We start from the raw sequence: 15,189 nt of genomic DNA, 5'->3' as shown, positions 1-15,189 counted from the left end.
AAAAGTGTTAAAGCTTTACTATTTTGAGTCATGTATAAGTTTAGATTAACAGTTAAAACCTTATATGGCTAATTAATAAAAAAATGTGACTAAATTGGTAAATACATTAATAATTAAATAAATTAAAATATATTTAAGTAAACGTTTTAAATAAAGGGTTTATAATTAAAAATTAAGGGGGAAAAATAATGAATAAGACGTTAAGAAAACTTGCATTAGCAATTGTTGCTGCAATAACAGTTACGTCGTTTGTTGGCTGCAATGATACTAAAAGTACAGGCGTCGGCAAAAGCAGTGGTAAAAAAGAATATGCTGAACCAACTGTAAACAAAGATAAAGTTATGAACATGGCCGGATATTGGTCTAAACCACCTCAATTTAATGGAAACTTCTTTAATAGTGATGGAAATAACGTAGCACAATATTTTGTCTATGAAAGATTATGGACAACCTTACGTGTTGGAACAGGAAAAACTTATATGCAGTTAGCAGATAAGGTTGAAAATACAGAAGATAAAACAATAGTAACTTTGAAAAAAGGTATTAAGTGGCATAATGGGGAAACGTTTACAAGTAAAGATATATGGGCTTACTATATGCTTAAAAAAGTTGATACAACTAAATATGTAGCAAGCATTGAAACGCCTGATGAAAATACATTAGTATTCAACTGGCAAAAACCTGCTGTATTTGAAGATATGAGAATGAAGCTTATTGCAAAAGATTTAAATGGTACTATGCCATACCATATTTATAAAGAATTTGCAGATAAAGCAGCTGAGATTTATAAATCAGGAGCTCCAAATACAGATTCAAAGAAAAAGCCTACATTTGGCGTAAATTTAAATGAAGAGCAAACAAAAGCATTTGCTGATAACAATAAAAATCTTGTTAATTTAAAAATGGAAAAGCCAATAGGTACAGGACCATATAAATTTTCAAGTGTTGATGATAATAACCTTGTATTAGTAAAGAATGCAGATTATTATGATGCTAAAAATGTTCATTTTGAAAAAATCAACTTTAAAATGGCACCGGCAGATATTTCACAGTATTATGCTATGCTTAGAAATGGTGAATTTGATATAGATAATGGAACTCCTCCAAAAGATGTTCTTGAGTCTACACTTGCTGCAAACCAAGATTTAGTTCACTACACTATGTTTGATATGGCTAGTTATGGAGTTATGTTTAATACAAGAAAAGCCCCTTTTGATAATTTAAAATTCCGTCAGGCAATAGCTTATATAATTGATAAGGGTAAAGTAAGAGAAGTTGGTAACTACTATGGAAAAGAATTTAATTCAATTTCTGCTATAGGCTTTCCACCTTCAATGATGGAAAAAGTTCTTGATAAAAATATGAAACTTACTGACTATACTAAGAATGAAGAAAAAGCAGCATCACTTCTTAAGGAATTAGGCTGGACAAAAGGAAGCAATGGTCAATGGGCTGATTCAACCGGAAAGAAAGCTGAATTTATTATAGGTTCCGATGCAGGCTTTGATATTACATTAAACTCAGCACAAGTTGTTGCTGAACAATTAACAAAATTCGGTATCAATACTCAAGTTAAAGCAGTTGATGGCTCAGTATTCTATACAAATGCAAAAGCAGGAGAATATGATATGACTTGCTATTTAATAGATATGTGCTGGGGTATGAATGATGCTTGGGATGGTTTAAATAATGCATATGTAGGGTTAAAAGATTATATGGGATTACCTAATAATCTAACAGCAAAAGGATATGATGGAAGTGATGTTGATGTTTATTCATTATTAGATCAATATCCACGTACTCAAGATGCCAAAGAAAGAGAAAAAATTGCAAGCAATTTAGCCTATGTATACAATGAAAACTGCTATGCAGTAAATCTATTCCAAACATCCTATGGTGTATTTCTTAATATGAAAAATATAGATGGTAACTTCCCGGCTGCAGAAGATATTGAAAAATATGATAGGAATATGCCGTTATATACTGATAATAAAGATATAAATGACAGAATAGTTGAACTTAATTACGAGTTCCAATGCAATAGAAATTGGACAAGTGGAGAGTTCTGGCCTAAATAGAAAGAAATTAGTCCAAATATGAGGCATAGGCTATTAGTTGTTTAACAAGTAGCTTATGCCTTTATAAATAAATATCCATATTTCATATAATTTATAAAGATAAAGGAGGGGCAAAATGTCGTTAAGAGGATTATTAAAAAAATTAGGAATTTCACTTGTTACAATATTTGTATCAATGTCTCTGACATTTTTTATGCTTAGATTAACCCCTGGAAATGCTTTTGATAAATGGGCTCAGGATTTAGCTAAAAAACAAGGTGTAAGCTATGAAGAAGCTAGAGCACTTGTTACATCTATGTCCAATTATGATCCAAATGAAAAACTTTTACATCAATTTACCAGATATGTGAATGGTTTGATACATGGAAATTTTGGAGCTTCTATGTATAATGAAACCTTAACTGTTCAAAGTATACTGGAAAAAGCATTACCATGGACAATTTTTATTCTTACAATTTCATTGCTGATTAGTTTCATAGTAGGAGTTAATCTTGGAATAATAATGGCTTGGAAGAGAAAGAGTATTTTAAATCCTATTATATCTTTTTATGCTATTATTTCTAATGCAATACCTAATTTCTTAGTTGCAATCGCATTAATAATAATTTTCTCCTTTAAACTGAAATGGTTTCCAATGAGAGGAGCATATGATTCTAGTAGAGCGGCACCGGGATTTAATATTAAGTTTATATTAGATGTGCTTCACCATGCTATACTTCCAATAGCCACTTATGTTTTAACTACACTTGGAGGCTGGGCGCTTACAATGAAGGGAAGTGCTGTTAGTGTACTTGGAGAAGATTATATAACTGCTGCATGGGTTAGAGGAGTACCGGAAAATAGAATTATGAAATATTATATTAAAAAGAATGCCATGTTACCTCTTGTTACATCCCTTGCAATAAGCTTTGGATATATGATGGGCGGTTCTGCACTTATTGAAAATCAATTTAATTATCCGGGATTAGGTTTTTATATGGCTCAAGCTGCCGGAAAGCGTGATTACACAATAATGCAGGGATTGCTTTTAATTACAAGTGTAACCGTTATTATAGCTAATTTTATAGCTGATATCATATATGCTAAGCTTGATCCTAGAGTAAAATTGGAGGATTAGTAATATGGAAGGAATTAAATCATTTTTTAGAGTAATATATAAAAACAAGCAAGCTTTTGCAGGGCTTATAATGCTCATAGCCTTTATTATAATGGCTGTAGCAGGAGTGTTTGTTAAGGTAGATATGACAGTTCAATTTGATCAAAGATACCAACCTCCATCTATTCAGCACATACTGGGAACAGATTATGCAGGCAGGGATACTTTCCTGCAGCTTGTGAAAGGTTCCACGGATGTTTTGACCATAGGAATATATGCAGGCTTTATGACACTCATTATAGGATTTATAATTGGTGCGACGGCGGGGCTTGCAGGAGGATGGATTGATATTATTTTAACATTTTTTACGGATTTGTTTTTAACAGTACCAACCTTTCCTTTAATGATGATTCTAGCTACAACAGTTAAAATAAATAATAATATCATCTTTGCTTTAATTTTAAGTGTATTCTCTTGGGCAGCTCTTGCAAGGTCTATTAGAGCTCAAATTCTTTCTTTAAAAGAAAGAGAATTTATAGTGGTATGTAAAGCTATGGGTCTTAAAACACCATATATTGTATTTAAGGAAATAATGCCTAACATAACTTCTTATCTTGCAATAAACTTTGTTATGATTATACAAAGTGCTATAGTATCAAGCGTTGGATTGATGCTTTTGGGATTATCCCCATATACTCCAACTAACTGGGGTATGATGTTAAATTTAGCAATTAAAAATACAGGCGGTATTTTTAATCCAAAAGGTTATTATTACCTATTGTCTCCTATGCTATGTATAGCATTATTCCAAATGAGCTGCATTTTCTTTTCAAGCGGATTAGATGAAGCGCTTAATCCAAGACTTAGATCTTAATAGAAAAGGAGGATTAAAATATGGCAGAAAACTTGATTGAAGTAAGAAATTTAAGTATTGAATTCCCCCTTAGAAATGGAATTCTTCATGTGGTAAATAATGTTGACTTTGATATACCTAAAGGAAAAATAACTGCTCTAGTTGGTGAAAGCGGCAGCGGAAAATCTACAATGGCTATGGCGTTATTAAAAGTAGTATCTACTCCTGGAATTATTAAAAATGGGAATGTATTTTTTAATGGAAAAGATGTTTTAAAATTTAATAATGAAGAGCTTATTAATTATAAATGGGTTGATGTTGCAATGGTATTCCAAGCAGCACAAAATGCATTAAATCCTGTAATGCTTATAAAAGATCAAATGATTGAAACAGCAAAAGCACATAAAAAAGATATGACTGAAGAACAAATTATAAAAAAAGCTACTGAATTATTAGAATTTGTAAGATTAGAGCCTAGTAGAGTTTTAAGTGCATATCCTCATGAATTATCAGGAGGAATGAAACAGAGAGTTATGATTGCATTTAGCTTATTACTTGATCCTGAACTATTAATATTGGACGAGCCTACAACAGCGCTGGATGTTATAACTCAAGACTATATATTTGATATACTTGTTCAAATTCATAAAAAATTAAATATAACTATGTTACTTCTTACACATGATATAGGAATTGTCGCTAAAGTTGCAGATAGAATAGGGGTTATGTATGCAGGAAATATTGTAGAGGTCGGAGATGTACATACTATATTTAAAAAGCCATCTCATCCGTATACTGCAAACCTTATAAATGCAGCTCCATCTCTCATAGATGAGTTTAAAAATAAAAAAGCAATAATCGGGTCACCGCCTGATTTATTTAATGTACCAACAGGATGTTCATTTAGAGAAAGATGCGAAATAGCAAAAGAAAAATGCGACAATGAAAGACCTTGCTATAAGCAAATAAAAGATGGGCACATTGCAGCTTGTCACTTTTGCATAGAATACAATACGGAGGTAGAATAGGATGGAAAAAAATACTCCGGTATTAAGTTTAAAAAATATTAGTGTTATATTTAAAAAAAGAAAGGGATTATTTTCAAAACCTATAGAAGCAGGTGCAGTTGTTAATGTAAGTTTAGATATAGATCCAGGAGAAGTTGTGGCAATAGTTGGTGAGAGCGGATGTGGAAAAACAACCATGGGAAGAGTTATATCCGGACTTTTAAAACCAACTGAAGGTCAAATATTTTTTAATGGAATAGATATATCTAAAATGAATAAAAAACAATATGAAGAGTTTAGAAATGGAGTACAGATTGTACAACAGGACTCTTATGCAGCACTAAACCCTTCAAGAACAATTTATCAATCTCTTGCGGATCCTCTTATAAATAAAAAAATTGCAAAAAATCATGCTGAGGCAAAGAAAAAGATATTTGAACTTTTAAAGCTTGTTGAGATAAATCCGCCGGAACAATTTATAGAGAAATATCCGCATCAATTATCTGGTGGACAAAGACAGAGAATACTTATGGCTAGAGCTATATCTTTAAGCCCTAAACTTATAGTAGCAGATGAACCTATTTCAATGATAGATGTATCATTAAGAATAGCTATATTAAATTTGATGGCTAATTTAAATAAGAAATTTGGTATTGCTTTTGCATATATAACCCACGATTTAGCAACTGCAAGATATATAGCTCAAAATGGAAAAATTGTAGTAATGTATCTTGGAAAGCTAGTTGAAATGGGAGATGTAAATAAAGTTATAGAGGAACCAAAACACCCATATCTTCAAGCACTTTTAAGTGCAGTACCGATACCAGACCCAGCTATTGCAAGACAAGAGAAAAAGTTGCCGCTTAAAAGTCTTGATATGCCAAGTATTACAAATCCTCCGACTGGCTGCAGGTTTAATCCAAGATGCATATATGCTACTGAGCTTTGTGAAAAAGATGAGCCGATTTTAAAACAGTGTGGAGAAGAAATTGTAGCTTGCCACAATGTAGATAGTATTCCAATTTGGAAGCTTCCACGCAAAAGTAATAAATAAAGTAATAAGAAAAGAGTTGTAAAGATATGAAGGATGAAATGCTAAAGTTGATACTTGGAATTGCAGTAACATTACTATTATTTTCACTTATAGGATTTTGTTACGTCAAAAAAGGTACGGCAGAATATGTTGTTTCAATATTATCTGTTCTTATTAATTTGTTTATAATAACGGCAGTTGCAATTATTATAAGAAGAAAAAATAAAAAGTAATTTTAACTAACGAAAGGAAGGATTATTAATGAAAAAGTTTAAAATAGGTATAATAGGAACTGGCATGAGAACCATATTTCTTATAAATGAAGTATTAAAAAGAAAAGAGCTTGAGGTGGTTGCGGTATGCGATATAAATCAAGAAAGCTTAGATATGATAAATTCATATAAAGTTGATTGGACAACTTATACTGATTATAGAGAATTATTAAAAAGAGAAGATATAGAAGGAGTTATAATTGCCAGCCCGGATTATTGTCATGAGGAACAAGCTATAGCTGCTTTTGAAGCCGGAAAGCATGTCTTTTTAGAAAAGCCTATAGCAATTACTATAGATGGGGCTAAAAGAGTGTTACAAAAAAGAGATGAATCAGGCAAAACCTTGCTAATAGGTTTTGTATTAAGATACAATAAACTTTATAAAAAAATGAAAGAAATTATAGACAGCGGAATGATTGGTGAGCTTAAGTCTGCTTGGATATTGCACTCAGTTGGAGCAGGCAGCGACTGGTACTTCCATGATTGGCATGGACGTATGGACAATACCGGAGGACTTCTTCTTCAAAAGGGAAGCCATGACTTTGATATTATTAATTGGGTTGTTAATTCCAAAATAAAGAGAATTGGTGCTATTGGAGGTAGGGATTTCTTCGGTGGTGATAAAGAAAATGAATTAGTATGTCAAAATTGTAAGGAAAGAGACAACTGCAGTGAAAATATAAGAGACAGCAGATATAATTGGACTGCACCTAATGGAAGTAAAGTTGATATACTTTATAATGTTTGGAGAAATCAATGTGCATTCAGAAAAGAAATTGATGTGTTAGATGATCATCATGTTTTGCTTGAATACGAAAATGGAGTAAAGGCAACTTACTTAGAGTGTCACTATACCCCAGATGACAATAGAGAATATATATTCATAGGAACAAAAGGAAAATTAAAACTTGATGATGCAAATGATTTAATTACTGTTCAGCTAAGAAATAGTATGTATGACAGAAATGAGAAGATAGTATATCAAAACCTTCAATCTTCAGAAGGACATGGCGGCGGGGATAAATATATCCTTGATGATTTCGTATATGCTCTTGAAACAGGAAAGCAGCCTAAAGCAGGCGGAGAAGCAGGATTAGAGGCTATAGAAGCAGGATTAACTGCACATAGAGCAATCAAAGAAGGAAGATTTATAGAACTATAGGATTTTAAGTTCAACTATTAACTTATACATGCTCAAAAAGTGTTAAAGCTTCGCTATCTCGAGTCATGTATAAGTTAAGTTTCACAGTTAAAACCCTATATTTTAGAGCCAGCCAATTATAGGCTGGCTCTGGCTTTTACAGATGAAGCATATTCTGAAGGAGACATGTTTATAGCCTCTTTAAAAGCACGAGAAAAAGTGTGTAAAGATTTATATCCAAGCATATCTGCAATTTGTGAAAAATTATATTGCTGTTCTCTAATAAGTTTTTTTGATTCATCAATTTTAAGGTTTTTAAAATATGTCATTACTCCCGTATTAGTTTTATTCTTAAATAGCGTTTTAAGGTAGGTTTTACCTAATGAAAATTGATTGCATATATCTTCAAAGGATAAATCAGAATTTATGTTTTCATGCATATATTCAATAATACAATTTACTAAGGTTTTTTCCATTATTTCAAGTGTGCTCTTATTAAACCTTCCAGAATTGTTTACCAGATTACCATTACGTATTAAATTAATAAGAAACAATTCAAGATATAGCTTAATTAATTGTTCAGCGCCAAAAATGGCATTTTCACGTTTTTCTAACTTATTATGGCCTCCTAGTGCATTGATAAAAGCTGCTTTTCCTTCTTTCACTATTTGGGCAATTAGGTTTTTCTCTGACGGATCTATTTTCATAATTTTGTCTTTAAAAAAATCCATAGCAGGATTTTTACATTCAAAGCTAACCACCACTAGATTTGGAGCAATTTTACCGTTAGCCCATTCACTATGAAACTCATTTGGTTTATGGAAAATAATATCTCCTTGAGTGAGTTTATAACCATTTGTATCAGCCATTATTTCAACTTCACCTTTGTCAACGTATAGAAATTCCCAAAAGTCATGTTTTTCGCCTTTAAACACATAATTAGAGGCAAATTCAAAATAATGTATAGTTACAATCTTATCAATATTAATAACTGTATCTAATTGGGTCATACAATACTCTAATGAAGTTTTTTCCATTAAAAATCATCCTTTCTGATTATATAGGTTTTAAAGTAAACACCTATTTTGCTTATGGCACAATCACCAAAGCAAATGCCACTTGTATACTACTTTCTGAAAAATCTTCTATTTAAGTTTCTCAAAAACTTTTAGAAGCGCCTAGAGCTTTGCTCATTCAAATAGCGATTTACTAATTAAAATTATATAGTTATTTTGTATTTATAAGTGCTTTAAAAATATTATATATAAGTTCTAATAAAGTTTCTACATTATATAGTCAAATTGATTTTCTATAACTTGGGTAATATACTATAAAACTAATAACTGAGATATATTTCATGGGATTTAATAAATATAGATTATTAAATTCTATTTTTTTGTATAACAAATAAACCTTACACAAATTAATAAAATGTATAGGAAAGTTGTCTAAAAACAATATAATTATATAAAATGAATTAGTTATAAATTTATGGAGTCTGTTAATGAATAAAAGTCTGATTTTATTATGCTTCAAGAAGTAGACAAGAAATCTACTTGCAGCTTTAAAATAGATGAAGTTAAGTTTAAGAGGGACAACTTAAAGATTATGCGTCAAGTTTTGCTAAGAATTATGATGTTTTGTTGGTTCTTATACCAGTTACAAAGCCTCAGGATACTGTTGAAGCTGGATTATTGACTATGTCAAAATATAAAATCGATTCTTCAACCAGATACAGCTTTCATGTAAAAGAAAATTTCTTAAAGCACTTAGGAGATTTAGACAGGTGTATTGAAGAAAATAGGATTCCTGTAGGGGGAGGCAAAGAACTTATACTTGTAAATGCACATCTTTCTGATTATGATTAAGGTGGCAAGATAAGAAAACAGCAGCTTGGTTATTTATAAAGTACATACAAACAGAGTTTAATAAAGGCAATTATTTTGTATTAGGAGGATACTGGAATCATAGATTTCCAGGAACTGATCCATCTATTTTTAAAACTGAGCAGAAATTCCAGAATTGGTTGAAAACTATGACTGAAGATTTTGCACATGAAGGATTTAAATGGGCAGTTTTCAAAACTACACCATCGAACAGAAGTGTTGATATTCCATATAAGAAAGATGCTAATTTTTTTAGTGTTATAGATGGGTTTTTGGTTTTGCTACATGTAGAAATAGTCATCACTAAAGGAATAAATCTAGAATTTGAGAATACAGACCACAATCCTTTATGTACAAAATTAGTATTAAAGTAATGTTAATAATTTATGTATTAAAAATCTTGATTTCATGATTTAACATTATAAATAAAAATAATTAATAAAGCCTAGATTAATGCAGAATGTTAACAATAGTAAAGCATATTACATTAACTTAGGCTTTTTATATTTTAAATTACATTGTGTCTGCATCCTTAAGCAAAAAATTATAATTTGATCTTATATAATCAGTTAATTTATCTGCTATAAATTTATGTCCCAGCTTGTTTGGATGAATACCATCAGCACATAAATAGGAAGTATAATTATCTGTGTTTAAAAATTCACTTCGTACATCTATTAAATTTGTTTGAGTTTCTTTAGCAAGTTTTATAATAACTGAATTGTAGTTTTCATGCCAAGAATAAATTGCATTAACACTTCCAAGCCACTTAAGAATATTTTGGCTGTAGTCTTGGCTTCTCTCTGATACCCATTTGTAGTACTTGTTTGGGTCTAAAGGAGGAAGTGTCATTAAAACAGGAATAATATTAAGTTCCTTCAAGTTAATAATTATTTTTTTTAAGGTTTCTTCAAATATGTTAAGCTCCGTATTAGGTTTATGTTCTTCAAAAGGTTTTTCAGCTACTTCCTGCCAATTAAAGTCACAATCATTTCCACCAAACTCTATAAGAACTATATCAGGTTTTTTCTTTGTCAAATCCTCATATAATCTTTTTGAACCCTTTATTATAGTGCTTCCGAATTTTCCAGCATTATAAACTGCGCCTTTAAGTTTATCTTGAACTAAATTGCAAAAACTATCTTTTAAAATAATATATTTTCCTTTTTCCTCATCATAAACTATACCCTTGGAAATTGAATCACCAAGCAGAGTTATGGAATATTCATTTTCATTCATAAACTTCCCACCTTCCTAAATAAAATATACTTAGTTTGTTATAGTACTATTATGCGAAGTAGTTTTGTAAACTACGTATAATCATATTATAATATTACAACAACGATATATATATTTCAAGTGGTTATAAAAATTTTAAAAAGGATTTTATAATTTAATATAGAATATATAAGTAAATTAATGCCTTAATAAGAAAAAGGAGACATATATAATGGACATAAAACAAATACAAAATCTAGGTAGCAGAATAAAAGAAAATATAAGCAAAGTAATAGTAGGAAAAGAAAAAATAATTGATTTAATAACTACAACTGTTATAGCAGGAGGAAATGTGCTTCTTGAGGATGTTCCTGGAACAGGAAAGACAGTACTTGCGAAAACGCTTGCCAAATCTATTAGTGCCGATTTTAAAAGAGTTCAGTTTACACCTGACTTATTGCCATCAGATTTAACAGGAATAAATTTTTATAACCAGAAGATAGGAGAATTTGTATTAAGGAAAGGCCCTGTATTTACTAATATATTGCTGGCAGACGAAATAAATAGAGCTACACCAAGGACTCAGTCCAGTCTTCTTGAATGCATGGAAGAAAAACAGGTAACTATTGATGGAGAAACCTATAAACTAGGTGAGTTCTTTTTTATAATAGCTACTCAAAATCCAGTAGAAATTCAAGGTACTTTTCCGCTTCCGGAGGCTCAGCTGGATAGATTTACTATGATGATTAATATGGGGTATCCAACTGTTGAGGAAGGAAAAAGGATTTTTAGAAGATTTATAGAGGGGAATCCATTAGAGGAGCTTAAGGAAGTCTGCAGTCTTTCTGAAATAAGAGATGCGCAGAAAAGCTTTAATAAAGTTTTTGTTCATGAAGAAATTCAACAATATATGCTTAATATAGCAGACAGTACCTTAAAGTATGAAGGAATAATTCTAGGAGTAAGTCCAAGAGGAAGTCTAGCTCTTTTAAAAAGCTGCCAGGCATATGCTGCATTATCAGGAAGAGAATTTGTTACTCCTGAGGATGTAAAAAAGCTTTCACCTTATGTGTTAGGCCATAGAATTATACTAAAGGACAGTCTCAGAATAAAGGGAGTCAAAGGATCTAATATTATAGCTAAAATCCTAGAAGAAACAGCTGTGCCTACTGAAGACTGGAAGGTAAAACTATGAGCATAGTCTATCTTTTAATAATATTTTTTGTATTTTATTTTGCACAATCCCACATCTATGAAAAGTATTGGAATAATAATTTAGAGGTCGATGTCAAGTTTAGCAACAAGGAAATTTTTGTAGGTGAAGAAACTTACATGATTACAACTATTAAAAATAATAAATGGATTCCAATGAGATGGTTTTGCTTTCAATTCACTTTATCCAGATATTTAATATTTGAAGATGAGACAACATTTAGAGCAAAGGAAACAATGAAGAAGGCTTTCTATACACTTTTATCCTATGAAAAAATGACTAAAAGAGAGAAAATTACTGTACTTAAAAGAGGAATATATAATATAAATGAAACTTTTATATCAAGCGGTGATTTGTTTGGAAGGTATAAGTTTGTAGAAACAAGAAAAAATGATGCCTGTTTGCATGTTTATCCGAAGATTATAAATATACCTGAATTTAAAATTTTTTTAAATAAAATTACAGGTGAGATAATTACAAGAAGGCATGTTATAGAAGATCCTTTCATTTTTAGAACTATAAGAGATTATACTCCTTTTGACAGCCAAAAGTTAATCAATTGGAAGGCCTCTGCTAAAAGTAAGGAGCTAAAAGTTAATCAATTTGAAAGTACTTACTCAAGTGAAGTGCTTTTACTTTTAAATACTGATAAATATAATTCTTGGGATAACGAAAGTCTTATAGAGGAAAGCATTAGGCTTGCCGCAAGCACAGCCTGTGATTTTATTGAAAAGGGAATTAAGGTAAAATTGTTAGTAAACAGTTTTTACAAAAATACTGAAGAGGAGATAAGTATTTCATCAAGAAATGGAAATACCCAAACGGCTCTTATTCTTGAAAGCTTGGCAGAACTTAATGTAAGTAGCACCTCAAGACCTATGTCTGAAATGTTAGAGGAAGAAGCAAATAAAAATACGAGTGATTTAACTATTGTTTTAATCTCCTACTACTATGCAGCGGAATTATATGAAAAGGTTAGTGAGGCTTTAGCTAAAGGAATTCATATGCAATGGATTTTACCTAGGATAAATCACGAAGAAATCAAGCTTGAGCCTTCAGAAAATATATTTATTTGGGAAGTGAATGAAGATGAAAAAGCAGTATGAGAAATTTATGTTTTCAGAGGACTTTCACAATGCAGGCTATAAAAAAAGATTGATTTTTGATTTTTTAGAAACGGTTATATCGTTTTTGTGTTTTTACTCTCTATTTGCCTCATTTATATTTATAGGAACTATAAATCAATCTAAAATTTACTGCGGAATCCCAATGCTTTTAACAGTATTTATGATGAGCTATTTAAAAACGAAAGTAAAAAGTCTATATAAGTTTATTATAACTTCAACCTTTGCGGCCGTGGTGACTATTGCAGTAATTTATTCATCTGAAGCTGCTGCTTACTATATTGTTTTTTTATTTGGATATTTACTATATTATGCAAGAAAGCATAAGAAAAATAAAACATCTTTCTTCAAAGTATCCCAGCTTGCAGGCATGAATATATTAATGGGTTTCATATATGGTTTCTCTTTATTATATAAAGCGCCTAAACTTCAAACACTTTTACTATTTATGAGCATACTCCATATATTATTTAGTTTAATTTATTACTGTTTGTCAAGTAGTGAGAAAGTGCTCTATTGGGAAAGTTACGAAAATAAGAAATACAGAAAAAATCTATCGCAAGTAAATACTATGCTTTTAGTAGTGCTTGTCTTGCTATTTACTTTTATGATAATAGATTCTTATAAAATTGGCGTATTTAGAGAGCTGGATTATTTGTATGGATCTATTCTTAATTCAATAATTCAGTTTCCTATGCCGAACAGAAATAGTGCTGATATACAATATTCTAATGATATTTTAAGCCAAAGCAAATTTTCAAGTTTCGCTAAAGATAATCATTTGTCAGGAGACAGCTATTCCTTATTATGGTATGTATTTGTTATTATTTCAGTAGCTGCAGGCATACTTCTGTTAGTATTAGCTGCTGTAGGGGTAATTATGGTATCCATGATTATTTTTCAAATGATATATAAAAATCTCTTTATTAAAAAAGAGCCAGGAGAAAATAGGGAATTCATGACTTCAAAGGAAATTGTAAATGAGAATATAGAAATAGTAAAAAAGTCTTTTAAAACAATTAAGAAATCTTTTTATAAATCTAACAGGGAAAAAATTAGAGGTATTTATGGAAGATTAGTAATAGATTATATTAATAGAGGACTAACTGTTGAAAAAAGCCATACCCCTATAGAAATTGAGAGCGATATTAAATCAAAATATAATGATGAATTTTCAAAGGCTACGGAGCTTTATGAAAAAGCCAGATATGGCAATGAAGATATAAAAGATGAAGATGTAAAAACTTTGAGAAAAATACTTTAATTTAATGATTAAGGGGGTGTTTTGAAACATCCCCTTAATTATCATGTATTTAGTTTTTCGCCATCTCAATAACTAGAATATGAGAAGTGGTTTTAGATTTTATCTTTATATTTTCCTCAATTATTTCTAATGCGTCTCTAGTTTCTAACTCTAAATTATTAATAGAAGCTTCACCCTCAATTTGAACAAGATATGCCTGCCTGTTTTTTTCTACGGGAAAGGTAATTTCTTTGCCCTCTTCAAGTTCCAAAGCATAAAAATTAGCATCTTGATTTATTTTAATAGGGGCATTTCCGGATTCTCCTGAAACCATGTGAAGCCAGTTGTTTTTTCTATCTTCAAAAGCAAATCTATAATCTCCATAATTAGGAGCATAACCGTTCTTGTCTGGCATAATCCATATTTGAAGAAATCTTGCGGTATCATTTCCTAAATTATGCTCACTGTGTAGAACTCCTGTACCAGCACTCATATATTGGACTTGGCCTCGGGTTAAAGTATTTTTGTTACCCATGCTGTCACCGTGAGTTAATTCACCATTAACTACATAAGATATAATCTCCATATTTCTATGTGGATGTGTATCAAAACCAGTTCCGCCTTCAATAAGGTCATCATTTATAACTCTCAATACGCCAAAATTCATATTGTCGGGATTATAGTATTCTGCAAAGGAAAAATGAAATATACTCCTTAGCCAGCCCAAATTGCTTCTTCCCATTTTCTTATTATCTAATTTTCTTAACATTTAATTCTCTCCTTTCACTTCAAATGCTGGAAACACAATGTAATCTAAAATTCGCTAGGATTTTTATTCATATTTAGATTAAAACTATTCAAGCAAAAATATTAAATAACAATTATTATTGTTTATATAACTATAATATGATAACTTACTTACTTTTGTCAAGTGAATATAGATATATTAATTCTTATACATATAAATAAATTTCATAAAAAGTTAATATTACATATCTATCAATAATTATTACAAATTAGGTATA

General features: G+C 30.6%; 15 protein-coding genes. 12 read left to right on the top strand and 3 right to left on the bottom strand.

What is annotated here, in order from left to right; genetic code table 11:
• The first annotated feature begins 188 nt into the window (after positions 1-188).
• The 7 genes from JK636_RS08875 to JK636_RS08845 all read left to right on the top strand — a co-directional run bounded on the left by JK636_RS08875 (position 189) and on the right by JK636_RS08845 (position 7,501).
• Positions 189-2,078 (top strand): ABC transporter substrate-binding protein, encoded by a 1,890-nt coding sequence (locus JK636_RS08875; RefSeq protein ID WP_202748469.1) that lies wholly within the window; start codon positions 189-191, stop codon positions 2,076-2,078.
• 115 nt (positions 2,079-2,193) lie between these two features.
• A complete protein-coding gene (locus JK636_RS08870; RefSeq protein WP_202748468.1) occupies positions 2,194-3,195 on the top strand; it encodes an ABC transporter permease in 1,002 nt (333 codons plus the stop codon).
• A 4-nt stretch (positions 3,196-3,199) separates the two neighbouring features.
• Positions 3,200-4,048: an ABC transporter permease gene (locus tag JK636_RS08865; RefSeq protein WP_202748467.1), complete on the top strand. Its 849-nt coding sequence runs from the start codon at positions 3,200-3,202 to the stop codon at positions 4,046-4,048.
• A 20-nt stretch (positions 4,049-4,068) separates the two neighbouring features.
• A complete protein-coding gene (locus tag JK636_RS08860) occupies positions 4,069-5,055 on the top strand; it encodes an ABC transporter ATP-binding protein (protein ID WP_202748466.1) in 987 nt (328 codons plus the stop codon).
• 1 nt (position 5,056) lies between these two features.
• Entirely contained in the window at positions 5,057-6,088 is a 1,032-nt protein-coding gene (locus JK636_RS08855; RefSeq protein ID WP_202748465.1) for an oligopeptide/dipeptide ABC transporter ATP-binding protein, read from the top strand.
• A 26-nt stretch (positions 6,089-6,114) separates the two neighbouring features.
• The gene (locus JK636_RS08850; RefSeq protein ID WP_202748464.1) at positions 6,115-6,300 is read left to right on the top strand and encodes a hypothetical protein; all 186 of its coding nucleotides are present in this window, start codon (positions 6,115-6,117) and stop codon (positions 6,298-6,300) included.
• 28 nt (positions 6,301-6,328) lie between these two features.
• Positions 6,329-7,501 carry a Gfo/Idh/MocA family protein gene (locus tag JK636_RS08845; RefSeq protein WP_202748463.1) on the top strand — a complete coding sequence of 391 codons (1,173 nt, stop codon included), beginning with the start codon at positions 6,329-6,331 and terminating at the stop codon, positions 7,499-7,501.
• Between the two features lie 116 nt (positions 7,502-7,617).
• Here the strand turns inward: JK636_RS08845 and JK636_RS08840 are convergent, their stop codons facing one another.
• Positions 7,618-8,517 (bottom strand): AraC family transcriptional regulator, encoded by a 900-nt coding sequence (locus tag JK636_RS08840; RefSeq protein WP_202748462.1) that lies wholly within the window; start codon positions 8,515-8,517, stop codon positions 7,618-7,620.
• A gap of 606 nt (positions 8,518-9,123) precedes the next feature.
• On the opposite strand from JK636_RS08840, the gene JK636_RS08835 reads away from it, so the two are divergent.
• Together JK636_RS08835 and JK636_RS08830 are read left to right on the top strand one after the other, a co-directional pair.
• The gene (locus tag JK636_RS08835; RefSeq protein ID WP_202748461.1) at positions 9,124-9,348 is read left to right on the top strand and encodes a hypothetical protein; all 225 of its coding nucleotides are present in this window, start codon (positions 9,124-9,126) and stop codon (positions 9,346-9,348) included.
• Positions 9,349-9,515: 167 nt separating this feature from the next.
• Positions 9,516-9,740, top strand: coding sequence for a hypothetical protein (locus JK636_RS08830; RefSeq protein ID WP_202748460.1), 225 nt, complete (start codon positions 9,516-9,518; stop codon positions 9,738-9,740).
• Positions 9,741-9,879: 139 nt separating this feature from the next.
• Here JK636_RS08830 and JK636_RS08825 read toward each other — a convergent pair whose 3' ends face one another.
• On the bottom strand, positions 9,880-10,605 hold the full coding sequence (locus JK636_RS08825; RefSeq protein ID WP_202748459.1) for an SGNH/GDSL hydrolase family protein: 726 nt from the start codon (positions 10,603-10,605) through the stop codon (positions 9,880-9,882).
• A 211-nt stretch (positions 10,606-10,816) separates the two neighbouring features.
• Between JK636_RS08825 and JK636_RS08820 the strand changes: the two genes are divergently transcribed.
• The 3 genes from JK636_RS08820 to JK636_RS08810 are packed head-to-tail and all read left to right on the top strand — an operon-like array spanning position 10,817 to position 14,185.
• Entirely contained in the window at positions 10,817-11,779 is a 963-nt protein-coding gene (locus JK636_RS08820; protein ID WP_202748458.1) for an AAA family ATPase, read from the top strand.
• Entirely contained in the window at positions 11,776-12,903 is a 1,128-nt protein-coding gene (locus JK636_RS08815) for a DUF58 domain-containing protein (RefSeq protein ID WP_202748457.1), read from the top strand. Before JK636_RS08820 ends, JK636_RS08815 begins: the two co-directional genes overlap by 4 nt.
• Positions 12,887-14,185: a DUF4129 domain-containing protein gene (locus JK636_RS08810; RefSeq protein ID WP_202748456.1), complete on the top strand. Its 1,299-nt coding sequence runs from the start codon at positions 12,887-12,889 to the stop codon at positions 14,183-14,185. Before JK636_RS08815 ends, JK636_RS08810 begins: the two co-directional genes overlap by 17 nt.
• Before the next feature lie 49 nt (positions 14,186-14,234).
• Here JK636_RS08810 and JK636_RS08805 read toward each other — a convergent pair whose 3' ends face one another.
• Positions 14,235-14,933: a pirin family protein gene (locus JK636_RS08805; RefSeq protein WP_202748455.1), complete on the bottom strand. Its 699-nt coding sequence runs from the start codon at positions 14,931-14,933 to the stop codon at positions 14,235-14,237.
• Positions 14,934-15,189 lie beyond the last annotated feature (256 nt).

This window comes from Clostridium rhizosphaerae (assembly GCF_016765585.1).
In the GTDB taxonomy this organism is placed as follows: domain Bacteria; phylum Bacillota; class Clostridia; order Clostridiales; family Clostridiaceae; genus Clostridium_AT; species Clostridium_AT rhizosphaerae.
This window is presented reverse-complemented; position numbering and strand designations above follow the sequence as displayed.